Origin of the sequence: Flexithrix dorotheae DSM 6795, from assembly GCF_000379765.1 — a bacterium.
GTDB lineage: Bacteria > Bacteroidota > Bacteroidia > Cytophagales > Flammeovirgaceae > Flexithrix > Flexithrix dorotheae.
Genome location: NZ_KB903509.1, coordinates 1 through 26,900 on the forward strand (window position 1 = coordinate 1; position 26,900 = coordinate 26,900).

25 protein-coding genes and 1 pseudogene are annotated in these 26,900 nt (G+C 35.2%); 11 read left to right on the top strand and 15 right to left on the bottom strand.

Annotated elements, in window-relative coordinates; translation table 11 throughout:
- Window positions 1-228: pseudogene (locus tag A3EM_RS44985) on the top strand (hypothetical protein); the annotation flags it as partial.
- A gap of 8 nt (window positions 229-236) precedes the next feature.
- Here A3EM_RS44985 and A3EM_RS0137570 read toward each other — a convergent pair.
- The 8 genes from A3EM_RS0137570 to A3EM_RS0137610 form a co-directional block, all read right to left on the bottom strand.
- On the bottom strand, window positions 237-776 hold the full coding sequence (locus tag A3EM_RS0137570) for a hypothetical protein (protein WP_020533390.1): 540 nt from the start codon (window positions 774-776) through the stop codon (window positions 237-239).
- 87 nt (window positions 777-863) lie between these two features.
- Window positions 864-1,256: a preprotein translocase subunit SecG gene (gene secG / locus A3EM_RS0137575; protein WP_020533391.1), complete on the bottom strand. Its 393-nt coding sequence runs from the start codon at window positions 1,254-1,256 to the stop codon at window positions 864-866.
- Between the two features lie 6 nt (window positions 1,257-1,262).
- A complete protein-coding gene (locus A3EM_RS0137580; RefSeq protein WP_020533392.1) occupies window positions 1,263-2,975 on the bottom strand; it encodes a hypothetical protein in 1,713 nt (570 codons plus the stop codon).
- Between the two features lie 236 nt (window positions 2,976-3,211).
- Entirely contained in the window at window positions 3,212-3,751 is a 540-nt protein-coding gene (gene lptE, locus A3EM_RS0137585; protein WP_052323411.1) for an LPS assembly lipoprotein LptE, read from the bottom strand.
- Window positions 3,744-5,027: a sigma 54-interacting transcriptional regulator gene (locus A3EM_RS0137590; protein WP_020533394.1), complete on the bottom strand. Its 1,284-nt coding sequence runs from the start codon at window positions 5,025-5,027 to the stop codon at window positions 3,744-3,746. Before A3EM_RS0137590 ends, lptE begins: the two co-directional genes overlap by 8 nt.
- A 319-nt stretch (window positions 5,028-5,346) precedes the next feature.
- Window positions 5,347-7,410: an SEL1-like repeat protein gene (locus A3EM_RS0137595; protein ID WP_020533395.1), complete on the bottom strand. Its 2,064-nt coding sequence runs from the start codon at window positions 7,408-7,410 to the stop codon at window positions 5,347-5,349.
- A gap of 576 nt (window positions 7,411-7,986) precedes the next feature.
- Window positions 7,987-8,385, bottom strand: coding sequence for a response regulator (locus A3EM_RS0137605; protein ID WP_044241045.1), 399 nt, complete (start codon window positions 8,383-8,385; stop codon window positions 7,987-7,989).
- Window positions 8,386-8,703: 318 nt separating this feature from the next.
- Window positions 8,704-10,101 carry a tetratricopeptide repeat protein gene (locus tag A3EM_RS0137610; protein WP_157638283.1) on the bottom strand — a complete coding sequence of 466 codons (1,398 nt, stop codon included), beginning with the start codon at window positions 10,099-10,101 and terminating at the stop codon, window positions 8,704-8,706.
- A gap of 616 nt (window positions 10,102-10,717) precedes the next feature.
- On the opposite strand from A3EM_RS0137610, the gene A3EM_RS0137615 reads away from it, so the two are divergent.
- Window positions 10,718-11,626, top strand: a complete 909-nt coding sequence (locus A3EM_RS0137615; protein WP_020533399.1) for a nucleotidyltransferase family protein — start codon at window positions 10,718-10,720, stop codon at window positions 11,624-11,626.
- Between the two features lie 148 nt (window positions 11,627-11,774).
- Window positions 11,775-12,746, top strand: coding sequence for a calcium/sodium antiporter (locus A3EM_RS0137620; protein ID WP_020533400.1), 972 nt, complete (start codon window positions 11,775-11,777; stop codon window positions 12,744-12,746).
- Window positions 12,747-12,866: 120 nt separating this feature from the next.
- Here A3EM_RS0137620 and A3EM_RS0137630 read toward each other — a convergent pair whose 3' ends face one another.
- The 3 genes from A3EM_RS0137630 to A3EM_RS0137640 all read right to left on the bottom strand — a co-directional run bounded on the left by A3EM_RS0137630 (window position 12,867) and on the right by A3EM_RS0137640 (window position 15,934).
- The gene (locus A3EM_RS0137630; protein ID WP_020533402.1) at window positions 12,867-13,244 is read right to left on the bottom strand and encodes a DUF1801 domain-containing protein; all 378 of its coding nucleotides are present in this window, start codon (window positions 13,242-13,244) and stop codon (window positions 12,867-12,869) included.
- A gap of 540 nt (window positions 13,245-13,784) precedes the next feature.
- Window positions 13,785-15,233 (bottom strand): vWA domain-containing protein, encoded by a 1,449-nt coding sequence (locus A3EM_RS0137635; RefSeq protein WP_020533403.1) that lies wholly within the window; start codon window positions 15,231-15,233, stop codon window positions 13,785-13,787.
- A gap of 404 nt (window positions 15,234-15,637) precedes the next feature.
- Window positions 15,638-15,934: a hypothetical protein gene (locus A3EM_RS0137640; protein ID WP_020533404.1), complete on the bottom strand. Its 297-nt coding sequence runs from the start codon at window positions 15,932-15,934 to the stop codon at window positions 15,638-15,640.
- Between the two features lie 633 nt (window positions 15,935-16,567).
- Here A3EM_RS0137640 and fsa point away from each other — a divergent pair.
- From fsa to A3EM_RS0137665, 5 genes are all read left to right on the top strand, one after another.
- Window positions 16,568-17,221, top strand: a complete 654-nt coding sequence (gene fsa, locus A3EM_RS0137645; RefSeq protein WP_020533405.1) for a fructose-6-phosphate aldolase — start codon at window positions 16,568-16,570, stop codon at window positions 17,219-17,221.
- Window positions 17,222-17,457: 236 nt separating this feature from the next.
- Entirely contained in the window at window positions 17,458-17,661 is a 204-nt protein-coding gene (locus tag A3EM_RS0137650) for a hypothetical protein (RefSeq protein WP_020533406.1), read from the top strand.
- A gap of 163 nt (window positions 17,662-17,824) precedes the next feature.
- A complete protein-coding gene (locus tag A3EM_RS44990) occupies window positions 17,825-18,535 on the top strand; it encodes a cell division ATP-binding protein FtsE (RefSeq protein ID WP_020533407.1) in 711 nt (236 codons plus the stop codon).
- 12 nt (window positions 18,536-18,547) lie between these two features.
- On the top strand, window positions 18,548-19,474 hold the full coding sequence (fmt, locus tag A3EM_RS0137660) for a methionyl-tRNA formyltransferase (RefSeq protein ID WP_020533408.1): 927 nt from the start codon (window positions 18,548-18,550) through the stop codon (window positions 19,472-19,474).
- A 141-nt stretch (window positions 19,475-19,615) separates the two neighbouring features.
- Complete coding sequence (locus tag A3EM_RS0137665) at window positions 19,616-20,110, top strand: dihydrofolate reductase (protein WP_020533409.1); 495 nt, start codon at window positions 19,616-19,618, stop codon at window positions 20,108-20,110.
- A 10-nt stretch (window positions 20,111-20,120) separates the two neighbouring features.
- Here A3EM_RS0137665 and A3EM_RS0137670 read toward each other — a convergent pair whose 3' ends face one another.
- The 3 genes from A3EM_RS0137670 to panC form a co-directional block, all read right to left on the bottom strand.
- Window positions 20,121-21,176 carry a lysylphosphatidylglycerol synthase transmembrane domain-containing protein gene (locus A3EM_RS0137670; protein WP_020533410.1) on the bottom strand — a complete coding sequence of 352 codons (1,056 nt, stop codon included), beginning with the start codon at window positions 21,174-21,176 and terminating at the stop codon, window positions 20,121-20,123.
- A 95-nt stretch (window positions 21,177-21,271) separates the two neighbouring features.
- Window positions 21,272-21,616 (bottom strand): aspartate 1-decarboxylase, encoded by a 345-nt coding sequence (gene panD, locus A3EM_RS0137675; protein WP_020533411.1) that lies wholly within the window; start codon window positions 21,614-21,616, stop codon window positions 21,272-21,274.
- A gap of 121 nt (window positions 21,617-21,737) precedes the next feature.
- Complete coding sequence (gene panC / locus A3EM_RS0137680) at window positions 21,738-22,613, bottom strand: pantoate--beta-alanine ligase (protein WP_020533412.1); 876 nt, start codon at window positions 22,611-22,613, stop codon at window positions 21,738-21,740.
- 368 nt (window positions 22,614-22,981) lie between these two features.
- Here panC and holA point away from each other — a divergent pair, with 368 nt between their 5' ends.
- The 3 genes from holA (at window position 22,982) to A3EM_RS0137700 (ending at window position 25,851) form a co-directional block, all read left to right on the top strand.
- The gene (gene holA, locus A3EM_RS0137690) at window positions 22,982-24,001 is read left to right on the top strand and encodes a DNA polymerase III subunit delta (protein WP_020533414.1); all 1,020 of its coding nucleotides are present in this window, start codon (window positions 22,982-22,984) and stop codon (window positions 23,999-24,001) included.
- Window positions 24,002-24,130: 129 nt separating this feature from the next.
- On the top strand, window positions 24,131-24,865 hold the full coding sequence (locus A3EM_RS0137695) for a phenylalanine 4-monooxygenase (RefSeq protein ID WP_020533415.1): 735 nt from the start codon (window positions 24,131-24,133) through the stop codon (window positions 24,863-24,865).
- 293 nt (window positions 24,866-25,158) lie between these two features.
- Window positions 25,159-25,851: a zinc metallopeptidase gene (locus tag A3EM_RS0137700; RefSeq protein ID WP_020533416.1), complete on the top strand. Its 693-nt coding sequence runs from the start codon at window positions 25,159-25,161 to the stop codon at window positions 25,849-25,851.
- A gap of 81 nt (window positions 25,852-25,932) precedes the next feature.
- Here A3EM_RS0137700 and A3EM_RS0137705 read toward each other — a convergent pair whose 3' ends face one another.
- Window positions 25,933-26,847 carry a DUF4249 domain-containing protein gene (locus tag A3EM_RS0137705; protein WP_020533417.1) on the bottom strand — a complete coding sequence of 305 codons (915 nt, stop codon included), beginning with the start codon at window positions 26,845-26,847 and terminating at the stop codon, window positions 25,933-25,935.
- Between the last annotated feature and the right edge of the window lie 53 nt (window positions 26,848-26,900).

Below are 26,900 nucleotides of genomic sequence, written 5' to 3' on the forward strand. Positions count from 1 at the left end.
GTATCACTCAATAAAAATGGTATTGAAGTCATCATTTATATGACCCTAATAGTTGCCATGCTCCTGCTTATTTATAAAAAAGCTAATAATATTGGTTATAAAACTGCTAAAAGAAGGTTTAAAACCGAAATAAGAGAACTTGCTATTGCCATTATGATTTATCTAGCTGGAGGTAACCCGGAACGAATCTTTAAAATTAAAAATGGTCGGAATTTCTTCCGACCATGACTGAGTTTTCACTGGTCTTTTTTATTTTGCTTCAGTTTATTTTTCAACTCATTCAGTGCGTCTGTTTTCCTGAATTCTTCTACTTTTTCCTCCAGCTCCTTTTCATCTCTCAATTTTTTCAATTCTTCTTCAGGGGACAATTCTGATTCTTTCTCCGGTTGTCCTGCAGAAGATGTGGAAGTCTTCTTATTTTCCTGAACCTCTTTATACAATTCAGCCAAAACTTCATTAGAATTTACTTTATCCTGCATCCGATGAAGCATGGCAATAGTTTCCTTTTCTAAATCAGATATAAATTCAATCTCTGTAGAATTTAAATCCTCTTCCGAAAGGCTTTCTAACTTTTCCTTATTCTCATCAATTTTTATTTTGGTTTCTACCAGCTGTTTCTTCAGCTCCTCTCCTGCCCTGCTCAAATCCTTTTCTTCACCTTCTATCAGTTGATTTACCTGAATTAAATCTTCCCTTAAAGCTCTGGTCTGGTCCTCAAGAGCGGAAATGGTTTTTTGAAGTCTTTCTTTTATTTTAATTAATCCGGAATTATCCATATTGAAAATTTATTTTTCATACAAGATCAAAAAAAAATCCACTTGCTAAAAATAACAAGTGGATTTTTTTAAATTTTATTTAAATAATTACTGGTCATCTGATGCCGCAGGAGTTTCCTCTTCAGGAGCTAATAATTCATCAGTATTAATTTCGTCTTCACCTTCTTCAGGAACTTCAACATCTTGTTGCATGATTGGAGAAGCCTCTTCCTTTGCCTTCTCAATATTTGGGGAAGTAAATCCTTCGGGAGACTGACCTTTATCAATTGTAGCTGCAACTCCAAGACACAACACAAAGAATAAAGAAACCAATGTCCAGGTTGCTTTTTCAATCCAGTCCATAGTTCTTCTAGTACCCATAATCTGACTGGCCGATCCAATATTTCCGGTTAATCCAGATCCTTTAGAATCTTGTGCAAGTACCAATAAAACCAAAAGTATTGCTACAAATAATATTAAAATAATTATAAAAGTTGTCATTTCTTTCTATTGCTCGTTTCTAAGATTTTCAATTAATGTTGCAAAGTAAGTCTTTTTCTCGGGATATTTCAATATAAGTTGTTCGTAAATCTCTATCGCTTTACCATTTTTTCCTTGTTGGGAAAATAAAATGGCCATTCGCTCTGTCATTATACTCAAATCTTCTGATACACTTTTATTGTATAATTCCTTTGCAAATTCAGATTGAGTTCTTTCATCCCCTCCTTGAATTGATATTTGAGGGACTTCTTCTATAAATTTGTCAATAATTTCCTTTTGTCGTTCAGTTGTTTCTATCCTCATTTTTTTTTTTTCTTTCCCTGACTGGTTTTCATCATCACCCAACAAATAATTCAAATCGAATAAATCAGCGTCTGCAAAAGTATCATTTTCTTCTTCTGATTCCACATCCTCACCAGTTAAATTTTCGGATTTTAGTGTTCCGGTTTCAGGGGCTTTCTCCTCCATATTTTCATCCGCCTCCTCAGATGGAATGCTTTTGAAAATCTCCTGGTATTCCGATTCAAATACCTCATCATTTATGGAAGAGTTTTCAGTTTCTTTATTTTCAGGAACAGGATCTGTTTCTTGGTCTTCAGCTCCTTCTTCATTCGAAACTGACTTGTTAAGCATTTGCTCTTTCTCTTCTTCTGCTAAAGCCTTTCGGGTATTTTGCAAATCATTCAGGCTATCCATAAGATCATTCCTGAAAGAATCATCCTCAATTAAATCCTTAACTTCGGCATCAATATCAGGTTCGTTTATGATATCCTTAACTACAAAGCTTTCATTCAGATCCGCGTCTGATTCATCCGCATCTTTAATAGATTCTTCCAGTTCCTCCTTTGAAGTATTAATTATATTTTCCTCTTCAATTGGAAGATCTATGTCAGGATTAAAATGGTTTTCATCCTCATCACTTTCGGTCTCTTTTTCCGAAAGTTGTTCTACGTTTTCTAAAATATCTTCCTCCTCCAGTGAAGTGGTTGAAGTTTCTGAATCCAGGTCAAATTGATAATCTGGTGCCTCAAATGACATAGAAGATAATTCCTCCTCTGAATCAAAACTGGCTTCTTTAAAATCGGGTAAAAAATCCTCACCTGATTCTGCTTTCTCTATTTCCTCTTCCTCCTGCTTCAGTATAGGATTCTTATTGTCACTTTCTTTCGCTATTTCTTCCTCAGTATTCTCCTCAATTACCTCATCCAACCCACTATCTAATATATTCTTTTCGGTTTCGCCAATATATAAAGCCTCAGCCTCTTCTTCAGGAGCTGAAAGCTCCTCCTTTAAAGTTATTTCTGAGCTTTCATCTTCTTCGGGTTCTTCAATTGTTTCATTTTCCTCATTCTCAATTGCAGGCTGATCAGGAATTATTTCATCAGAAAAAGTCGACTCTAACTCTTCCTGACTGGTTGTTTCTTCATTGGCCAGCTTTTCGAAAGCATTTATACCTGAGTGAATATCAAGTTCATCTATATTATGCAGGCTTACATCCTGATCAAATTCTCCACTAATAATTTGCCTCAAAACACCCCTGTTGGCAGTTCTCACAGCAGCAGACTTGATAAATTCTGAAGAATTTTTTGCTTTGGCTGCAAGAATACTTGCTGCCTGGAAATATGGATATTTCGAAAGAAGTGCCAATAATTCAGGAAAATCTTTTTCTTCTACATTTTCAGGCGAAATCACTAATTCCTTTAACTTAGCCGGGTTCACTTTTTACCTATTTTAAGATTTTAATTTTTTATTGATAGTTAAAGATAATACTTTTAATCAAATAACTCACTGATTAATAGCATTTTTAAGGTTTATTTCCCAAACATTCAAATTTGCAAAAATAAGAATATTCAATGAATAAGCCTGACATTAATTTGGGTCGAAAATTCTGTTTACGCCAAAAATAAAAGACGTTTTACAAAGGTACCTGACTGGATAAAATTGTCAAACCCAAATTACCAATCGGCCAGGGTACGGTTATAAATATCAAAAATAATCTGCTCAAAAATCTCTTCAATCAAACCATCTTCTACATCCGATAGGTTTTGGTCGGCAGGAAAATCCTGAAACTGAGAAGCCGTGGCATTTTCAAGGTTTTTGTCCTCCTCAGTCAGTACAATATAATCGTATTTCACCCCAATGGTAAGTCGTTGTAATTGAGCACCCTGCGTTTCTCCAGCTCCGGCAGACACGGGCCTGAGTTCATACCTGGAAATACTACCGGAAAGCTGAATATCCCCATTAAAAGTAACAGGAGTTAAAGGAGTATTCCTTTGAAAATATTCTCTTAAAGCCTCTGAAAATCGAATTTCAAGGTTGGCCGGGCCATCGTTGGCATCATTAAAAAAATTTTCAACAGAAAAAGTTTCCGCGCCCTCTGGAGGTATAGCACCAGAAAAAGTAACCTTTGGAGCCTGTCGGCAGCCATAATTTAATATCCCAGCTACCAACATAATTAAAAAGAGGCTGGAAAATCGAAGAAATCTATTATTCATCAATGCCATATTGTTTAATTTTTCTGTACAAAGTCCGCTCTGAAATTCCCAAATCTTTTGCTGCGTATTTCCTTTTATTATTATTCTTAATTAGTGCCTTCCGGATTAATTCCTCTTCCTTCTTTTCGAGAGATAAGGACTCATCCTCCATTTTGTGGGTGATATCCTCAATACTTTCGTCCAGTTTAAAGGTTTTCTCGGTTGGTTGCTCTGTTGATTTATGAGATTCCAACAATAGAGAAGAACTTGGACTCGGCTTTGGAAATGTATGTTCCCCCAGATCATTGAATAAATGGGAATGCTCCTGATAAACTTCTTTATTGGTAGTATCGTCCTGCAACATAGATAACACCAATTTTTTCAAATCAGCCATATCTTTTTTCATATCGAAAAGCACTTTGTATAAAATTTCCCTTTCGGAGAAATTGTCAGCACCTCCACCACCATTATTTCCTTTGGAATTCAACAATACGGGCAACCTGCTTACCTGATCATGAGGCAAATAGCCTGAAAGAGTTTCAGCTGTAATAAACCGGTTAGTTTCCAAAACAGAAATCTGATCTACTATATTTTTGAGCTGCCTGATGTTTCCCGGAAACCTGAAATTAAGTAACATCGCTTTAGCCTCATCATCCAGAATAATGGGTTTCGTTCGATTGGCATCAGCAAAATCTGAAGCAAACTTTCTAAAAAGTAATTCCACATCTGCTCCACGTTCCCTAAGGGGCGGTACCTCAATAGGGACAGCAAATCTGTAATACAAATCTTCACGAAATTTCCCATTTTGTACCCTTTCCTGAAGATCTACATTGGTAGCGGCTACTACCCTAACATCTGTTTTTCTTACCTTATTGGACCCTACCCGGATAAACTCCCCATTTTCCAGCACCCTGAGCAGCCTTGCCTGGGTTTCCAAAGGCATCTCTGCCACTTCATCCAGAAAAATAGTTCCCTTATCTGTTACTTCAAAATAGCCTTTTCTGGAATCGGAAGCCCCTGTAAATGCTCCTTTTTCATGTCCAAAAAGTTCAGAGTTAATGGTTCCTTCCGGAATTGCCCCACAGTTGATGGCTATAAACTCCCCATGCTTCCGGTGACTCAGCTGATGAATAATTTTGGAAAACGATTCCTTGCCACTCCCACTTTCACCGGTTATTAAAACACTAGTATCTTTATTGGCCACCATAGACGCCACCTCAATAGCCCTGTTCAATTTTGGGGAATTTCCAATAATCCCAAACCTTTGCTTTATTGATTGAATTTCAGCAATATCCATTTTACCCCAGTATACTATTTTTTTTAAAATTAAAATTCTTTATCTACCCAATTACAGGTAAACAGCACTAAAAAAATGTTCTATAATTATAATCATTCCCTTCAGCGCATTATACCTACAAAGATCAAAAAATAAAACCGTCTGGCAAATTTACCAGACGGTTCCAGCAGTGTTTAAATGCTTAATTTTTTCATAAAGTTAAAACCGCTGCTTTTTAGTATATTAATATCCACTTAAGTGAAAAAAGTCCTGACAGGTACAATGCCTCATCAAATGTAAGCCTAATAAATGAATTTTTGAATTTAAAAAAAGTTAAAAATCACCTGTTTAGGCATGCCTGTTGATATTTCGGCTCAGTTTCCACACCAAAGTTTTTCGCCATTTGAAAGGAATTACAGGCCTTTAATATATTTCCCATATCAAATGTGATTCGCCCTTCCTGATAGTAAAACAAGCCTCTGCTCTGTGCATATTGAGGTTTCACATCGGGATGATCTTTATATTCCTCCAGGACCAATAAACAAATCCCCAAATCGGTGGAAGCACTATTGTAATCCTTGAGGTTATAATAGGCAATTCCCCTTGAGTTTACCGCCTTAATCACCTCAAGTGGTTTATTCATTTGAGGATCATACCCTTTTATAAAGGTGGTGTAATATGGAATCGCATTTTTAAATTCTCCATTGGCGAGTGATAAATCTCCAATAACTTTATAAATGATTAAATCTCTTGACCCGGGATTACTTTTAGTCACCTCAAGGTATTTTTGTGCCAATTGTGTTCCCAACTCATAGCTATTTCTTTCTTCTGGAATCAGGTTCTGGGAAAACATATAAGCCAGTTGTTTCATGGCATGGATATCATTTTGGGAAGCTGCTTTATAATACCATTGCATGGCTTGTCGGTTATCATTAATCACATTGCATTTCCCCTCAAGATAGATATCCCCTAATTTATTCATCGCTTCTATTACCCCGGCTTCGGCTGCTTTCGTGTACCAGTAAACGGCTTTATTATCATTTTTGCTGAAATAATAGGAAGCAATTCTCATCTGAGCATTAGTATCCCCTTTCTGGGCAATATAGCTTATGTAGTCCAGGTCATTTGGATCTATATATTTCAAAATTTCATACCTGCCCAGCTTGTACATGGCCCGAACTGCCAATTCCCCATTTTCAGAAGCGGCTGCTCTCAAATACCACCTTACAGCCTTTTCGGAATTAACTTTAGTACCCAAACCTTCTTCATACATGGAAGCCAAAGCAAAAATAGCTGTATCGTTCTTCAGAAATGCAGCCTCTCTATACCACTGAAAGGCGTTTTCCAAACTTGGCTTTACATAAATTCCCTTCTGATACATATTCGCCAAGGTGAGCATGGCCTGCTCATTGCCTTCCAAAGCGGCCATCTGGCAATATTCCAATCCCTTTTCCTGATCTTTGGGCACGCCTACTCCGTAGAAGTATTTTTTATACAATTCAAATTTTTTATCCGTATTTCCACCCCCGTTTTTATTGGCTTTATAAACCAGATAATCCGGGTTATTTTGATCCAGATACAACTCAACTTTTACATTATCAAGCTCCTTTTTTGCTTCAGGAACACCATTATTAGCCGCCTTCACAAAATTCAGGACAGCTAAACGAATATTTCTTGGTACATCAAGATCTTTGGTTTTATTTCCTACTTTGTAAATTTTTCCCAATTCATATTGAGCTTTTCCATTTCCCGCATTGGCCGCTTCAAAATAATTTCTAAAAGCAAGTGCCTCATTCTTTTCCACACCCTGGCCTGTTTCGTATAACTTCCCCAGTTTATACTGATATTCCGGATCTTTCTTTCCTGCTTTATAAATGGTATAGCCAAGTGTTGACTTATTGGCATTTTCATCAACAGGAAGTTTTTCAAGTTTTTCCTGAGCTGGTGCGTAGTTGAGTTCCAAAGCTTTCAGGTAATAATTCACCGATTGTTTGATATCCTTCTGAACTCCTCCATTTCCAGTTTCATAAATCTGCCCAAGCTTAAAATTCGCTTCAGCATGTTTCTTGGCGGCTGCACCCTGATAATAATTCACAGCCATTTTGTAATTTTGAGAAGTACCCAAGCCAAGCTCATAGAATCTTCCAATGGCAAACAAGGCTGAATCGTAATCATGCTTTGCTGCTTCACCATAATATTTGAAAGCTTTCTTGACATTGCCTTTCACTATTATTCCTTCCTCGTAGATCTTACCTAATTGGTAAATAGCCTTCACATTACCACTATTGGCAAGTGCTTTAATTTCATTAAATGATGCAGTAGAAAAATTTTGAGCACTGGCTCCAGTAAGAATGAAGGTAACAAGGAAAAGCGTACTGATCAATCTATAAAATTCCTTTAACATAGTTGATTTAATTAGGTATCTGATTTAATAACCGGATGCCAATAAAAAACAGCCTCACTGACACCTGACCATATAAAAAGCAGTTTAACTTTCATGGTTTTATGCCAGCCATGCCGGGAAAGCATCCATTAAAATGTTAGTTTTAAGAAATAAGCAGAAGTGCTTTAGATTGAAATTATTGGGATATGAAAACGCCCAATTTAATTAGCACAATAGCCCTTGATTTATTTTGAACAGTAGTATCTCAGTTTAAAAAAATTGATGAAAGCAATTGAATTTCCAAAACATGGATTTTCCATCAGTTGTACAAAAATAATTATTTTTATCCTTTAGCCCACGCTCCCGGAAATAATTATCATATGTATACAACGTCAGTCACCTTACATCATTATTTGCAATATTACCATAAAATGGATTAATATATACCAATATAGCAAAAATTTGTTGGACATTTCCAAGATTCTTCCAGTTTTAAGAAAGCAGATTTAAATTCCTGTAATAATTTTCACTTCCAAAAACAAAAAAAGGAGTGCTATCTCACACTCCCTTTCATTTAATTTTTTATGATCAGATTTTTCAGGTCAATAATTTCTTTGCTTCCGCCAAGGCTTCCTCTGTAAGCGGTTTCGTGATAAATTTTATCACATAATCATTATCCACGATCTTATCAATATCACGCTTATTATCAGAACTGGACAAAATGGCAATTTTACATTTTTTCTTGATGCTGTCAGGAAACTTTTCGAATTCATACAAAAACACAAACCCATCTACTATAGGCATATTTATATCCAGGAATATTAAATCCGGAAGGTTTTCAGGATCATCTTTGGCGTTCTCTAAATATTCCAAGGCGCTTTTTCCCGAGTTTTTTATTTCAATCCTAATTGCGAAACTTGTCAGCTCAATTATTCGATTATTGATAAAATTGTCAGTATCATTATCATCTACCAACATTACTAAATCTATCGCCATATTTCTTGATTAATGATTTTATGCAAAGATATTCCAGTACCTGATTAAAAATTCAAATATTATTTAAAAAGTTGAAGAAAAACAGGTTAAATGCTATCAATTTTATTCTTCAACTGCTGTAAATTATCCTTCAGTGCTCACTGATTCCTAAATCTTATTTGATAAACCCCGGCTCAAAACAATTATTTTAGTTAAAAACAAGAATTTTACTTTCATTATACAATTTAGGGAGGAATTCAAGCGAAATAAATACAATATTTATTACCGAACCAAATTTCCACCATATTTTATTTACCTTCCAAAGGATGGCCAACCGGACTAATCCTCCAAACCCTCATATTCCTTTGAAACAGAACCTAATATAAGACCGGTAATCCAGCCGATATATCCCTGCCTGGCAAAGTAAAACTTTTTAGAAGTAGTTTTGTTCAATTCCCTCACTAAATCGTCCAGAATGATACTTCCTGCAATTAATTCTTCCCGGGTAAAACTTTTTGTAGCCTTTTTAATATCCGATTCCGCTTTTGCTTTAAGTTCAGGATTTGTGATATAAGAGAGATTAGGCACGGTTACAATTTCGTATTTGCTCATAATTTCTTTTCTAAATTTGGCAATGTCTTGCGGAGATACTTCCACAAACATATCATCCGCACTTTCAGGATAAATATAAGCTGCCATCGCCCAGACTACTCCACCTATTAGATGGACAATTTTCCTAGTCCTCAAGCCCCCCTTCTTTTCTATTTGTGTCTTTATTTCCTTTCGGATAACCTCCTTATCCAGCAAATTTGCCAGGGAATCGTAACCCAGTTCCTTTTCAAACTTTTTATCTTTAATAAATTCAGCAAAAGTTTCTGTGCCAAAAGGGAATGAAATAGGCTCAATTTTTTCCAGTTTTTCCCCCATAAGGTAACCTCCTTTAGTATTGCCACTACCAATATCAAGTGTACTGGAAATAGCCCGGTATTTGGGTAATGTGGAACCTATTATCACAAAATAAGCTTCTTCCTCTGCAGTAATAAATTTAATTTCCTTACTGTAGCCTTTTATATTTTTGGAAAATTTTTCCTGCAATAAATTCATTTTAGATTTTTCCTCTGCAGCCATCTTCACACCACTACTCCCCACGATAAAAATTCTTTCTTCAGGAATTTTATATTTTTCATTTATATCCTTCACAAACCCATTTACAGCCTCAACGGCATCATCAATTGACTTTTCCGTCATGGATACAATACTAGGGTTTTTCGAATCATCATGCTTAATATTGAACTTATAATACCCCTCAATACTTAAATAAATACCAATCACACTGAGCTTCACCCCTTTTGCCCCAATTTCAATACCTGCATAAAGGGTTTCTTTTTCCTCAACTCCCTCCAATAAAGTCCTTACTCCTTTTATACTCGCTTTACTTTTCAGTGAAATATAAATTTCAAGCGCCTTTCTTAAGTTTTTAATGGCTAAATCACTTAGTCCCTGGTCTCTGTAAAGCAATCCCAGGTTTTCATAGGCAGAAGCCTCCCAATATTTATTTTTGCCTTTCACCTCCTTTAAACCAGCCTCTAAAAATTCTTCTGCCTTAGCAAATTGTTGAGCCTCCCTTAGCGTATTGCCCACTTTAATATTTTCCAATGCCTCTTCCTCCGGGGAATTTTGTCCATAGGAAAAAGTAAACGAAATAAAGAGAAGTAAAAATAAGATGGACCTTTTCATAAAATTTCTGGATTGTGCCAGCACCCTTTTATCAATTGAATTACTTAAAAATTTTCGGTTTGATAATTTAGATTCTGGCTTTAATTTATATTAGGTTAATTGCATTAAAATTTTAAAAAAATGATTTAAATCTATTCGTGGAAAACAGATTTAGTTTCAAAAAAATATCACTGGTGTTTTACCCAATAAACTCTTTTTTATTTTAATTATGTGGAAATGAGCAAATTAAATACGATTTGCATACCCTGATATGAGGTTTCAGTCCCACTAGTATTTAAAAGGAATTAAAGAGGTGGTATTGCCTCAGAATTTGACTTTTTATTGAAATTCATCCAAAATAATCTATTCCCGAAAAATTCTGAATTGATTTTCAATATAAAGGTGAAATTAAAATTAGCATGCTTTTTTCGGAGTGTCTCTGTAACATTTGCCTTCTAAGTAATTGATTCGTTTTATCATTAAAATGAACAACAATCAATTTTTAAGGCCGTTTCTCTAATGTTTTATTAATTTGCAAGGCATTTCATTTCGAAAGGTAAAGAACATTACTTGCCTGCTTTGCGAAATATTTTTTGAATATCACATATTGATAATTTTTTTAAATTTTAAATTTTAAATGAAACCAACACTATTAGTTTTAGCTGCAGGAATTGGAAGCAGATATGGAGGAATAAAACAAATGGATAAATTTGGTCCTTCTGGGGAATCTATCATCGATTATTCCATCTACGATGCCATCAGGGCAGGATTCGGAAAGGTTGTATTTGTAATCAGCCCAAAAATTGAAAGTGAATTCAAGGAATTTTTCATAAAAAAACTGGATGGTAAAATAGCTACCGACTATGTACTTCAGGAAATTTCCAATGTACCTGAAGGAATTGAGGTACCGGCAGACAGAGTAAAACCATGGGGAACGGGTCATGCCGTAATGGTGGCCAAACCAAAAATTAATGAACCATTTGCCGTAATCAATGCCGATGATTTTTATGGTTCTAAATCCTTTGTTTCTATTTCTGATTACCTTTCTAAACTAAGCCTGGATAGCACAGACTATTGTATGGTTGGTTACAAACTGCTCAATACTCTATCAGATCATGGCTTTGTTTCAAGGGGAATTTGTTCTTCAAATAAGGAGGGATTTTTAGAAACTATTGTAGAAAGAACTCATATAACCAAAGATGCCAATAATGCCATTGCCTATAAGGAGGAAGGTAAAGAACCCGTTGCATTGACAGGAAATGAAACGGCTTCCATGAATTTAATGGGCTTTCCCCCTTCTTTCTTTGACCACTGCGAAAATTATTTCAAAGATTTTATCAAGGCCAATAATCAGAATTTAAAGGCGGAATTTTTTCTTCCATTTATCGTAAACTCTTTAATTTCCTCGGGACAAGCCAGGATGAAGGTGCTGGATACTCCGGAAAAATGGTTTGGGGTAACTTACAAGGAAGATAAAGAAGTGGCAGTGGAAAAAATAGCTGCTTTGGTAGAGGATAAAACTTATCCGGCTAAATTATGGGATTAATTTTTTCATAAATTTACCCAATTCTATCACCTAACCGGAAAAAAGCACCTGTGTTCCTTTTAATATTCCTCTTGAAAACTATATAATTATTTTCAATTTCGAATGGGATTAGGGATTTAAACAGGTGCTTTTTTAAGTACCTTCAAATATGATTATTGCCTGGCAATTAGGACTTTTATTTTTTGGTTTTTTTCTCCTGATAAAAGGTGCCGATTTTCTCATAAAAGGGGCCTCGGCCCTGGCAAAAGGCGCTCATATTTCAGAAATTACCATAGGGCTTACAATCGTTTCCCTGGGCACTTCCATGCCAGAAATTGTAGTAAATATTCTGGCTTCTTCCCAGGGTCATTCTACCATGGTTTTTGCCAATGTGATTGGAGCCAATATTTTCAACCTTTTTGTGATCCTTGGAATAGTCGGGTTAATTTACCCAGTCACCCTCAGAAGTCAGACCGTTTGGAAGGAAATCCCCATCCTAATTGTTACCACGCTACTGGTTTTCATTCTCACAAATGATATCCTAATTCTGGAGCGGGATACCAATGGATTAGATAAGCTTGATGCTTTATTTCTAATCTTGGCATACCTTCTTTTTATGTGGTATGTTTTTACCAATTTCCGAACATCTGGAAAAAAAAGACTGGTAAAATTTGAAGTCAAATCCTTTTCTGTAAAAAAAATCTGGTTATTCATTGTGGGAGGATCGATTGCCACTTCATTTGGAGGACAGTTGGTTGTGGAAAAAGCCATTTGGATCACAGAATACTTTTCTATTTCCCAAAGACTTATTTCTCTTACAGTATTGGCCACTTTTACCTCACTACCTGAACTCACTACTTCCGTTATTGCTATTCTTAGGAGAAACAGTGACCTGGCCGTTGGTAATATTATTGGCTCAAGCATGTTCAATTTCCTATTGGTTTTGGGTCTGAGTAGTATTTTCAATGATTTACCCTACACAAAAGGATTAAATTTCGATCTTAACTTTTTTCTTTTTGGTGTAATTCTGCTTTTCCTGTCTATGTTTACTGGGAAAACAAAAAAGCTACAAAGATGGGAAGGCTTTATTTTCCTGATCTTCTTCGTAGCTTATTTATATTTTGTTTTTATCAGAATGTAAATTCCCGTTTAATCCTCCCCAAAAACCCACACCAGTTCATAAAATGAGGATAATTGAAAATTAAACAAAAATGAAAATGAGGTATAGTTTTTACCATAAATCATTCAATTCATCAAAGGTTTAACCACTATATGCAGCTTTTTTTAAAGTTAAACCCAAGGCCTCTCCTAACATTTTTTTCACCGCATCAAAGATCTTTTGATCGGCCTCCAACAGCTCAAGACTTCTGGACTTCTGCCCAAATTCCCGCAATAGATGATTGGCATCCGAAAGTTCTGACCCTTTCAGGAAAATAAGTCTAACAGAATTTTTGATAATTTTAAAACAACACACTTCACTCCCATTATTAAAAATCAGCTTATTCCGTTCCAGCCTCTCGGAAATTTCAGGATCGAGGTTATAAATCATTTTCCTGATTTTTAACACGGGATTTCTATATTCGGTTGATAAAGAATTGAGGTATTGGTTCACATCCGCATTTTTTGAATAGTTAATCATTGTAATAGGTTTTAATTTGACACTTAGTTGGTAAAAAAGAAGTTTTCAATAATTGCGGTGATGTATTATAGTTCGACTAGTAGTAAATCTAAAATGAGTATTAAAAAAGATAGGTTTTGAATGACTGCCACCTTAAAAAAATACCCAAAACCTATTTGATGTTGTAGCTATATTGACTGTAATTTCAAAGATTAAATAAAAAGCCAGTCACTGACCAGGTATTGTTTTCTTTCTTGAAATAACACACAATCATAACATTAATTTTCAATTTAAAAGCGGACTTTTTTTAAATATAGATAAAAATTATATTTCTAAAAAAAAGATCGATTTTGTTGATATTTTTTCAATGTCATGAAAATATTTTAAAAATACTTCAAAATTACAGCGAATTACTGCACAATTTAGCAAATTAAAAAAATCTGAAAAATGGAAAATATGATAAACTGTATTATGTGGTTATTAACTGCCTGATTTAAAATATAAAAGGCTATCCCGGGGATAGCCTTTCTCTTCAATTTTTCTACAGCATATAGACAAAAGCTATTGCTTTTTCCTTTTTCTTAGATAATTCATATTCTTACTCGACTTTTGCATCATTTTTATTTCTTGCTGATCCATCTTTTCAATCTCCTCAATCTTCTTTCTATACTTAACAGCGTCATTATATTGCTCCAACAATATACTATCTGGTTCTATATTGTTAAACCTTTCTTCCATGTCTTTTATATTAAAATCAAGTACTTCCTTTGCCTTTTCATAATCATGTTTATCCACCTTAATAATAGCCTCCTGCATAATCGCATTCGACTCAAATAATATTATATTCTGTTCTACAAGCTTGTTTATGGAAGATTCATAAATTAGCTTATCCACTGTAGGTTGTAATTCCAGGTCAATGCTTTCCTTTGTTCTTGAATAATGATTATATACATCATCATAAACCAATTCTCCCATGAAATGCACTTGATCAGGAATAGAAGATTTAAGCTCAAACTTGAATAAAACTGATTTTTTTTCCTCTGAAAACACATCTTTAAAATCAATGACCACTTTGCCCTCTTCCCTTTCATTATAAGGATATCCGTAAACATTTTTCAGTGTAAAATATTCTTGAGGGTAATTAAGGGAAAAACTGGCATTTTGAGCGACTACCGATAATAATCCTTTTAATTCTTTGGCAAATATTTCAGGAATTTTATCAGCATTATCGATGAAATAGTAATTGCCAGTTCCATATTCAGACAGATTGGTCATCAGATCTTCATTGAAATCAGCCCCTACACCAAAAGAGGAAATACTAATTCCTTCCTCACTGTTTTTTAAACTCACAATTTTTTGGAGTTCCGCCATATCTGTTATTCCCTGGTTGGCCAATCCATCAGAAAGCAATAAAACCCGATTTACATAATTTCTTTCAAAAGTATTTTTCACCTGTGCATAACCTTCTAACATTCCTCCGCTAAGATTAGTAGAACCACCAGACTGAATTTCCTCAATCTTCCTCATCAGGCTTTCTTTTTGGGTCACTCTTGCAGATGGACTGATCACCTCCACCTGATCATCATAAATTACAAATGAAAAATTATCTTGTCGGCTAAGGTTTTGTGCCACAAATTTTGCCGCTTCCTTGGCATATTCCAATTTTCCCTCTCCCTGCATGGAGCCACTTCTATCCATTACAAGGGAAATATTAAGCGGTGATTTTTCTTTATCGGATTGATCCTTTATCGCTTCCAAATCAATGTATAAATAAACATTTTTTGAACCATTTGGCTGAAGAAAATATGGATTATTTAAGGCTCCACTCAAACTAATCGTTTTTTGAGGCGGTACTGGATCGTCAATGCCCCAAATAGTGGCTTGCTGAAATTCTGGTTCAAATTCCTGAAATGAAAATTGTTTTTCGAGTTTTTGGATAGAAAGTAATATGCAAATGAGAGAAGCTCCCCAAAATAAAATCGGATACTTTATTCTTAAGGTAGTATTCATGGTGATATTTTTTAATGATTAATTTTTCTCTGGGTAGTTAAAAATGCATTCTGGCTGAAAGGATTCCGGGTGTTCTTTACCTTCTTAATTCGGAAAATGAAAAAAGGTACACTGATTTAACATTTTTTATTGTTTGGAATTAAGGATCAGGTAATCCTAAGTTTTAGAGCAAGTATAAATTTATCCTTTTGGCTGTAAAATGGCACTTAGGGAACTTCAGTTCACTATAAAATTTCCCAATAGCGCTGCTATACAAAAATTTTCTAGCATCCCGAAAACCCCAAACTGACATTTATCCCTTCAAAAAACAAAATTTAATCATGCTCTTAGTCTAGGAAATCAGGGCAAAGGTCGTTTGAAGGACTTTGCCCTTTTTAAATTTTTCTTAACAGCAGAATAATTAATTAAAATTCCCCAAACCCAAAATCTGCCAGGTATTCGTCTTCCGCTTGTAACACGGCCAAAATTTTAGCTCTTTTAATAATATATCCTTCAAAAGCAGCTGTTGCTTTAATAAAAGCGATGGTCTTTTTTAAATCAGAATCATCGTAACCGGTAAAATTAGTTTTTTCAAAAAATTGATTTCTGTATTCTAAAATTTGAAGGACTTCTTCCTCTGAAATTTGTTCTTGCAGGTGATCTGGTAAATAGAAAAAAGTCCCTTTTGAAACATCATCCAATTGCAAAATTTGTACATTCATATAGAATCGGGGTTTAAGTTGAAAGATGTTTCAAACTTAAAGTAGCACACCGTAAGCTATGTACTAACTATTAGCAATTGGTATTTTTTTAAACATTTTTTAGATATAAAATTAATCATATTAAAATAGCAGCAAGATTGGCCCGTAAAATTTTAATTTCAGTTAATATACCATTAACCTCTATTTATCAAACAGTTATGTTTTACCTTTTTAAGTTTATCGGCTTATCAGCATTTAAAATCAAAAAACCCTGAGTAAAAGTTTGGAAGTAAGAAAAGTATTCTGTTAACTTTGCACCGGCAAGTCAGTACGACCAGCTCCTGCGAATCCCCCAGGTCTGGAAAGAAGCAAGGGTAAGTGGTTGTAGCGGTGCGATATTGGCTTGCCATTTTTAGTTTCTTGGCAAACCATCTGAATGACACGCAAATCCAATAAGCAAATCATTATTAATTCATTAAAGTATGGTTAATTTTTCTCTTCTCTTCGAAAAAAAATCTACTTTTGAGTAAAGGAATTAATCCATGAATTATTTTTTAAGCCCAGGCATAAATTCCAACTCTATTAAACAATTAAGCTTATTCAAATACGGAACGTGTAATTTATTTATATAAGACAAATCAAAAACAGGAAAAAATGAAATTCTTTATTGACACCGCAGATTTAAAAGATATTCAGGAAGCTCAGGACCTTGGGGTGCTTGATGGCGTGACAACTAACCCATCATTGATGGCAAAAGTTGGGGTAAGTGGAAAAGAAAACATCAGAAATCATTATAAAGCTATTTGCGATATTGTAGAAGGAGATGTAAGTGCAGAAGTAATCTCTACTGATTATGATGGCATCTTAAGAGAAGCTGATGATTTAGTGACAATTGATGAGAAAATTGTAGTAAAAGTACCTATGATAAAAGAAGGTGTGAAAGCGATCAGATACCTTTCAGATCAGGGTATATCTACCAATTGTACTTTAGTATTCTCTGCTGGTCAGGCGATTTTAGCCGCAAAAGCCGGAGCTACTTATGTTTCGCCTTTTATTGGAAGATTAGACGATATCAGCTTTGATGGAGTTGATCTGATTGCTCAAATTGTAGACATTTATGCTACCTTCGGATTTGAAACTGAGGTTTTAGCTGCTTCAATCAGAAATACGATGCATATTATTAAATGTGCTGAGGCTGGAGCTGATGTGGCAACTTGTCCATTAAGCGCTATCACCGGCTTGTTAAAACATCCATTAACTGATAGTGGATTAGCTAAATTCTTAGAAGACGCTAAAAAAATGCAATAAGCTTTTTTTAAAACTATTAATATATAAAACCTCACTCCAAAAGTGGGGTTTTTATTTTTAACATTACTACCTTAGCCTTCTAATCAATTCAGAATAAAACATATTTTTTCACAGAAAACAAATAATTTTTTAATGTAATATTTCAGCATTATAATATTTTATTTAAATTCCGCTACTAACCAAAATTAAAAGACCTTTTTTTAAGTAAAATCAATTTCACCAATACTTCAACTGGTATGTATATAATTAAAGTAAAAGGCAAAGCTAAAATCCCAGAATATATTCAATTAAGAGATGACGATTTTGTATTGATTGCCTATTTTAGAGCGGATAGGCCATTAAGTAAATTAGAAAAATATGGTCTGGAAGGAAAAGAGGAAGAATTAAGAAAAATAATTGATGAAATTCCTTTTGGAAAATTAAAAAAGTTAGAATTTTGAGATAAAACCAAAAGGATTGCCAAAACTTAGTACGTTAGGTCCTTATGATTTCATTATTGGGTTTAGAATTAAAACTATTGTAAGCATGTAAATTTCAGATGTCCTACAAACTATTAAAATTCAGCCTAATTTCTGTTTAATACCAAAAGATTAACCCATAGTTATGTCTGAAACAAAGGAAATAATCATAAGCGTAAATGAAGCGCAAATTCAGCAAGATGGTGTTTCTGTGGTTTCTGATCTCCACTTTAATATCCGTGAAGGGGAATTTGTGTATTTAATAGGAAAAACAGGCAGTGGTAAATCTTCCATTCTGAGAAGTTTGTATGCGGACTTAGAACTATTGGAGGGGCAAATAAGTGTGGCTGGCTACCAGGTAGAATCTATTCACAGGAATGAGGTCCCTTTTTTAAGAAGAAAACTGGGCATCATCTTTCAGGATTTTGAATTATTTACGGACAGAAGTGTAGAAGAGAACCTGAAATTTGTAATGAAGGCAACCGGCTGGATCGACCCTCAAAAGATTTCAAACAGAGTGGTAGAGGTGCTTGATAAAGTTGGGCTGCAGGGAATTGAGAAAAAAATGCCACATCAACTTTCCGGAGGAGAACAACAGCGGGTGGTAATTGCCAGAGCCTTGGTTAACAATCCACTTGTTATTCTTGCTGATGAACCTACGGGAAATCTAGACCCCTCAGTCGCCAACGATATCCTTGATCTTTTTATCGAAATCAATAAAGAAGGTACCGCTGTTTTGATGGGTACCCACCAGCATAATTTTTTGAAAAAATTTCCGGCAAGGGTTTTATTTTGTGATGATGGAATAGTAAAAGATGTTCCTAAAGAAATGGTATTGAAGAAAATTGTAAACTAAGGAAATTGTGATATGAAAAGGGATTTGAGAATCATATTTATGGGAACTCCTGATTTTGCAGTTCCAAGTCTGGAAATATTGGTTAAGCACGGATTCAATATTGTAGGGGTGATTACTGCACCGGATAAACCCGCTGGAAGAGGCTTAAAATTGCATGAATCACCGGTAAAAAAATGTGCTATGGCCCACAATATTCCTTTGCTGCAGCCTACCAATTTAAAATCTCCTGAGTTTATAGAAGAATTAAAAAGCTATAATGCCAATTTACAAGTAGTAGTAGCCTTTAGAATGCTTCCAGAAGTAGTCTGGGCTATGCCTGCTTACGGAACTTTTAATTTACACGGTTCGCTTTTACCCCAATACAGAGGGGCTGCTCCCATCAACTGGGCTGTAATAAATGGAGAAAAGGAAACGGGTGTGACCACATTTTTCCTCAAGCATCAGATCGATACCGGAGATTTAATTGATCAGGCTAAGGTACCAATCCATGAGAATGACACTGCCGGTAGTGTTTATGAGCGATTGATGTACCTTGGAGCCGATTTGGTACTTAAAACTGTAAAAAGTATAGAGGCCAATAATTACACGCTTTCCCCTCAGGATGAATCGGTAGAAATAAAAAAAGCCCCGAAAATATTTAAAGAAACCTGTGAAATAGACTTTTCCAAATCCACTGAAGAAGTGTATAATTTCATAAGAGGACTTTCCCCCTACCCTACAGCCTGGACCACTTTAAATGGGAAAAGCTGTAAAATTTATGAGGTAGAAAAAGTGGAGAACCCTCCAGAAACAACACAAAATAATCCATATATTTCTGATCGGAAAAACTACTTGTATTTTAAAACAGATGACGGCTTTATTTCAGTAAAAACTCTGCAATTAGCTGGTAAAAAAAGAATGTATATTGAAGATTTTCTAAGAGGTTATAAGTTTCAATAACTTATTTCCAGAAAAATAATCAATCTTGCACCGATATTAACCTTATCATTAGTTTCCCTTATCCGTTGACTAGCAACCAGACCTGGTTAATTGATCTGGCTTGGCGTTTTTTTTTATGGGAATCACTAATTAAAAATAATTATGGAAATTTCAATCATTGCGGCAAAGGCAGAAAATAATGTTATCGGAAAAGACAATCAGCTTATCTGGCACCTCCCTGCTGATTTAAAGTTTTTTAAAGGAAAAACTTCCGGGCATCACATTATCATGGGAAGAAAAACCTTCGAATCCATTGGAAAAGCCTTGCCGAACAGAACTACGGTGATTATCACCAGAAATAAAGACTACCATGCTCCGGAAGGTTGTCTGGTTTGTAATTCACTGGATGAAGCCCTTAAAATCGCCAAAAAGAATGGAGAAACACAAGCCTTCATTACCGGAGGAAGTGAAATTTATAAATTAGGGCTTGATGTCGCGCATAAACTATATATCACCGAAGTAAAGGCTGTATTTGAGGGTGATACGTATTTCCCGGAGATAGACAAATCCAAATGGATAGAAACGGATTGTTTTTCCTATCAGCCAGATGAAAAAAACAAATATGCCTATGACTTTGTAGAATATTCCAGAAGATAAATCTCCTGCATTAGCTTACAGTCGTTTTATCCGTATTTTCTTCAGGCACAAAACTTAATTCCTTATCCCCTTTCTTGTTAATTTTAATAATGGAAAGGGCGATCGCAAAACATATGGCTCCAATTAAAATGGTAGCCATCCACTGTGTGCTATGCATGAAAAATGAAAATGACTGGCTGAGGTCTTTATCCAGCCCGTAAACCCCCAGACTAAAAGCCACAAAAACATGGTAAGATCCAACCCCTCCTGGAGATGGAATAGCCATCCCAATGCTGGCCATTGCCAGCACCGTAAGTCCACATCTGAATCCCAGGTGAGCAGTTTCAGGAATCGCGAAAAAGAAAAAATAGGTCATAAAAAAATACATGACCCATATATTGATTGTCAACAATAAATACTTAATTCTTCCAGCTTTATCCAGCTTCATAATGCTGATTAACCCAGCTCTTAAACCAATTAAAAAATCTTTAACCTTATTGTAAAGGAAATTTTGTTTGAACCTGTTTCTGTATTTATATAAGCCAAAGAGGAAGAAAAATCCGGCAATAGCCACCACCGCTAAAAGCGTGATTTTTTTGGCTAATCCACCGGAATTCGATAGGATTTTGTCAATTACAAATTCTCCAATTTTGTCGAATTCAATAATAAAGGCACTCATCACCACCAGTACTAACATGCATAAATCCAGGGTTCTCTCCGCGATTATTGCCCCAAATGAAACATTGACAGGCACTTTATCAGTTTTCCTGAACAATCCGCTTCTCACAAACTCACCAGCTCTCGGAACGAATAGGTTGGCAAAATAACCCACCATTACGGCCAGATAAGCCCGATTAGTATTGGCCTTATAACCTAATGGCCTTAAAGCAATAGTCCATCTCAGTGCTCTGCTATAGTGGCTTATCATCGCTCCTAAAACTGATAAACCAATCCAGTAATAGTTGGCCTGGGAAAACTGGCTAAAAAGTTCACTGGCATTTTTATGCTGATATTGCCACCAAAACAATAATCCCCCAATGACTATTGAAATAGCATATTGGAGGATTGCTTTTAGGTTAAATTTCATTCCTTATTTTATGTCTTTTTATCATAGATAGCGACAACAATTTAGAAAATCAAAGTCCTCACTATCTGCTGACTGAATTATTTATCAGGCAAATTTTATAATTTATTATTTTCGTCCGGGAAAACCAGAATTGGCTTTATGGATTTTGCTTTTTTCTTTTTCACACTGCAATAGGAAATAATAATTATTATATCTCCAACCTGCACTCTGCGTGCAGCAGCTCCATTTAAACATATTGTTCCGCTCCCTCTTTCTCCGGTAATCACATAAGTTTCAAACCGTTCTCCATTATTATTATTCACTATCTGAACCTTTTCCCCTGCCACAATATCAGCAGCATCCATCAGATCTTCATCTACGGTAATGCTACCTACATAATTTAGTTCAGCCTGAGTTACTTTGGCTCTGTGTATTTTAGATTTTAAAATTTCAATATACATGATTCCTCCCCTTTAAACACAAGTATTTTAATATGAAGTGATTCAAACTTATTTCCATTGGCTTCAAATAAAAAGTTTAAACCAATTCAAGGTGATTTCCATTTTAGCCCATTAAAAAAATTCAATTAACACCAACTTTTGAAGTTTTAACCAACATGTTGTCAATTAGCCTGGCTTTTCCCAAATGAGCCGAAACACATAGGGCAATATCTTCCAGATTATTGATTTTATGAATTGGTTTTAAGGACTTTATATCCACAATTTCGAAATATTCCAGTTTAAAAAATTGATTAGATGCAATTTGTTGTCTCGCTTCATTTCCAACTACACTAACATCTTCTCCAAAAATAAGTTTCTCCTTGGCTTCTGAAAGCACTTTAAAAAGTAAAGAAGCTTCATTTCTTTCTTCCTGAGATAAACGGCTGTTTCTCGAGGACATTGCCAGCCCATCCTCCTCTCTGACAATAGCACAACACACCAGGTCAATCCCAAAAGAAAAATCCTTCACCAGTTTAGAAATAATTAAAAATTGCTGTAAATCCTTTTGCCCGAAATAGGCTTTGTCCGGGTTTACAATATTAAACAATTTGGTAACTACTATTCCCACACCATTGAAATGCCCTGGCCGGAATTTGCCCTCTAATTCTTCTGCAATCCCTCCAAAATTAAGCTGGATCAGGTTTTCATGAAATCCATCAGGATACATTTCATTATGGGAAGGAGCAAAAACCACATCACATCCTGCAGGCTTCAACATTTCACAATCTTTCTCCAGGGTTTGGGGATACATCTCAAAATCATCCTGATTGTTGAACTGGGTAGGGTTTACATAAATGCTGCAGACGGTTAGGTCATTGGCACTATTAGCCTTTTCAATCAGCGAAATATGTCCGGAATGAAGTGCACCCATGGTGGGCACTAACCCAATGGATTTTCCTTCTTTTCTATACCCATCCAATAATTGTCTGAGTGCAGGTATGGTTTTACAAATTTGCATCAACTTCTATTTTACCTAATACCAATCTAAAAATCCAATTGGCTTAAAACAGGTCATTTCGCCTTATTTCTCTTGAAATTTCCTCTTTCAAAATCAGGTCAATTAGCAAAATTTTTCGCAAAAGTATAACAAAAATATTGGATGAAGGGTCTGATTGGAAAAATTTGCCTTTCCAATAATATTCTACTTTCGGATTCATTTTTTTCAATATTCAAATAAACCTTATCCCTTTTATGATAGCAGTATTTCGGGAGTAGAAAATCCATTTTCACAAAAATACCTGCTGCTGCTTTTTATTCGCTTCTTATAATTAATTTAGGGGCTAAATAGCTAAACGGAAAAAGAGGCAAGTAAATAATTAAAGTAAAATGGCAGTAAAAGCAGAGGACGTACTGAAGGATCTGAAAAACAATCAATATTCTCCAATTTATTTCCTGACCGGTGATGAAAATTATTTTATTGACCAGATTTCTGATTATATAGAAAATAATGCACTTACTCCAGCAGAAAAAGGCTTTAATCAAACTATAGCTTACGGAAAAGATGTACCCATAAGAGCAGTGGTGGAAAAGGCGAAAAGTTTTCCCATGGGATCAAAAAGACAGGTCATAATTGTAAAAGAGGCTCAGGATATTCAGGACATTGGTCGGAAAGAGGGCCAGGAAATGCTAAGTAATTATTGTAAAAACCCCATGCCTTCCACTGTTTTGGTTTTTAATTATAAACACAAAAAGCTGGATGGCAGATCCGAACTTGCCAAAACCCTACAAAAGCATGCAGTTTTTGTAGAAAGCAAGAAAATGTATGATGATAAAATTCCGGTCTGGATAAAAAGTCATTGTAAGGAAAAGGGACATAAAATCACGGAAAGAGCGGCCTTAATGATGGCAGAGTTTATAGGAAATGACATTACCAGAATTTCCAATGAAATAGATAAACTCCTGCTGAATTATGAAGAGAAAATAGAAATTAATGAAGATTTGGTGCTCAAACATATTGGGGTCAGTAAGGAGTTTAATGCTTTTGAATTGCAAACAGCCTTGGCTTATAAAGATGTACTCAAAGCCAACCAGATCATTAATTATTTTGCCGCAAACCCTAAGGACAATCCTTTAATTCCCACCATCAGCCTGTTATTCAATTACTTTTCCAAAGTCCTTATTGTTCATCAAAACAGAAATGAACCTAAAGATCAATTGGCAAGGATGCTAAAAGTTCATCCTTACTTCATCCAAGAGTATTTGCATGCTGCTAAAAATCATTCTTTGGGAAAAACAACCAATATTATTCATTATATCCATCAAGCCGACTTACAATCAAAGGGTGTAGACAGTCTTTCCTCAGAATCTCAAATTCTTAAAGAACTTATTTATAAAATCCTGCATTAATCATATATAAGGAATAGAATTATTAAAGGACAGGTTTTGTTATTATACTAAATAAATGTAAAACAATTGTTGTTCTACTAACTAATCCTTATATTTATCGTACCAATAAACACATAAAATACTAACCACATGTTACAGAATTATAGCGCTTATACTGCCGAAGATAAGCAGGTGTGGGAGCTGCTTTATAACAGACAAATGGAAATTTTGCCTGGAAGAGCCTCCACTGCATTTCTTGAAGGCATCAAAAAAATTGGATTTGTACCTCAAAGAATCCCCAACTTCGAGGAGGTTAACCAAACGCTCCTGGGTATCACCGGATGGCAACTCGAAGTGGTAAAAGGGTTAATTCCCAATAAAGAATTTTTTGAATTACTGGAAAATAAAAGGTTTCCAGCCACTACCTGGTTTAGGAAATTATCTCAAATCGATTACCTGGAGGAACCCGACATGTTTCACGATGTATTCGGCCATGTACCCTTACTTACTGATGAAAATTTTTGCGGTTTCTTAAAAGGATTAAGTAAAATAGCCTTAAAACACATCAACAATGAATGGGCAATAGAAATGATCGCCAGATTGTATTGGTATACCGTAGAATTTGGATTGATCAGAAATAAAGAAGAAGGCCTCAGAATTTACGGAGCAGGTATACTTTCCTCACCCGGAGAATCCATTTATGCTTTGGAAAACAAACCGATCCGAACACCTTATAATATTAAAGAAATCATTACCACTCCCTATATTAAAGATAGATTTCAGGAAAAATACTGGGTAATAAAATCTTACAAACAATTGTATGAATCGGTGGGTGATGTGGCATTAGCCATCGAAAATGAACTGAGTCCAAGTGCGCTTCACTGATGAAATAGCACAACTAAAATGAAATTGTCGGTTTTAATCTCGAATTAACATGCTGATGATCCAATTAAAACAAGTGCTATTGAGCTAATGATCGCAAAAGTACAATACCTTAACACTTCCGGTCCTGTATCCAAAAGATATGGGACTTTTTTTTAGAAATCCCAGGCCTTGTCTCATTGAGGATAACCTCTAAATATCCAGTGACATTTTGTCATTTTTTAATGAATTTGCAGCAAAATTGATTAGATTTCAACAGAAATTTTAAAATCAAAATCAATTAAACTTAGAATAATATGTATTGGATAATAATTGGAGGTTTTATGTTATTAAGCTGGATTATCAGTGCCAGACTTAAAAACAAATTCCGGAAATATTCCCAGATTCCCATTGCTTCGGGAATGTCGGGAGCCGAAGTAGCTATGCAAATGCTAAGAGATAATAGAATTTATGATGTGGACGTAACCTGTGTACCAGGGGAACTGACTGACCACTATAACCCTGCAAACAAAACAGTGAATTTAAGTGAGCCGGTTTACCATGGAAGGAATGCGGCTGCAGCTGCAGTTGCAGCCCACGAATGTGGTCATGCCGTTCAGCACGCTACTGCTTACAGCTTTTTGGAGTTCAGGTCTGCAATGGTACCTGTACAAAGTATCAGTAATAAAATACTTAACCTAATCTTTATTTTAGGTATTTTCGGTGGGTTTGTATTTAACATATTCCCAGTAAACTTAGTGATACTTACCATCATAGCATGTTATGCTGTAATCACTTTATTCAGTGTAATAACCCTACCGGTAGAACTTGATGCCAGTAAAAGGGCTCTGGCCTGGATTGAGGGAAACAGAGTAGTAAGTGCCGATGAATATGGTATGTCGAAAGATGCCTTGAAATGGGCTGCTTTAACCTATTTCGTAGGAGCGTTGAGTAGTGCAGCAATGCTGTTCTACTGGGTACTTCAGTATATGGGCATGAGTGATGATTAATTTCATTTTATATCATTAAACAAAAAAAGCATTGGAGCTGGCTCCAATGCTTTTTTTGTTTTTAATCTGTAATGATGGAAATTATTCTACCACAGTAGTTTCTGCTATGGAAATATTTGAAACAGCAAAGAATCCTAATGGTTTATCTTCATTATTTCCATTAATATTTTCAATATTTGAGGTTACATTGAAAATCGGTGAGGCAAATAATTCTCCGATTCCACCTGGTCTGTCAATTTGAATTTTTACTTCATTCATATAATCAAAAGCCTCGTTTGTAATAGATAAAACTTCCACTTTTATATGATCTCCTATTGCATAAGGAGCTAAAAAATCTCCATTCTCATCTTCATCAAAAGGATTTATTCCTTCCCGAATTGGGGTGATAAAGGTAATGCCATCAATATTTGATCCTGCAGAAAAACCACCATCATAAGAAAGATTAATCTCCACTGGTTTATTTAAAAATTCTCCGTTTTTATAGGTTCTTATCCAATAGGAATCTCCATTTCCTACAGGGTCTTTAGCAAATACCTGAGCATAATATCCTTCAGGAAAACCCAAATCCTCTTCCCTAAATTCCACAAATATAGAATCTATTGGAGGAACTCTTTTCACCAGGGACTTTGCCTGGTAAGTCTCTCCATCAAAAATCACATTTAGGGTATATTCCATATCCAGGATTCCAATGCTATCTGTTCCGTTACTTTCCCAAACATAATCTCCATCCTGGTCGGGATCTACAAAACTGTAAACCTTTCCATTTTCATCGGAAACTGTAACCGTAGCTCCTGTGCCAACTGGAGCTTTGGAACTATCAAAATAAGGAGTGGAATACCTCAGTTTAATAGTCTGATTAATGGGTTGGTTTGTCAACCAGGCATCAATGGCTAAAATGGGAGGCCCGCTTTCCACATCAATGTCAATTACATCCTCACAGCTAAAAAACAAACTATTTAAGAAAAGAAAACCGATAAATTTTAAGAATCGATTCATGATTTATATTTTTTAAAGTTGATACAATTAAATTTATAACAATCTGGTTTTCA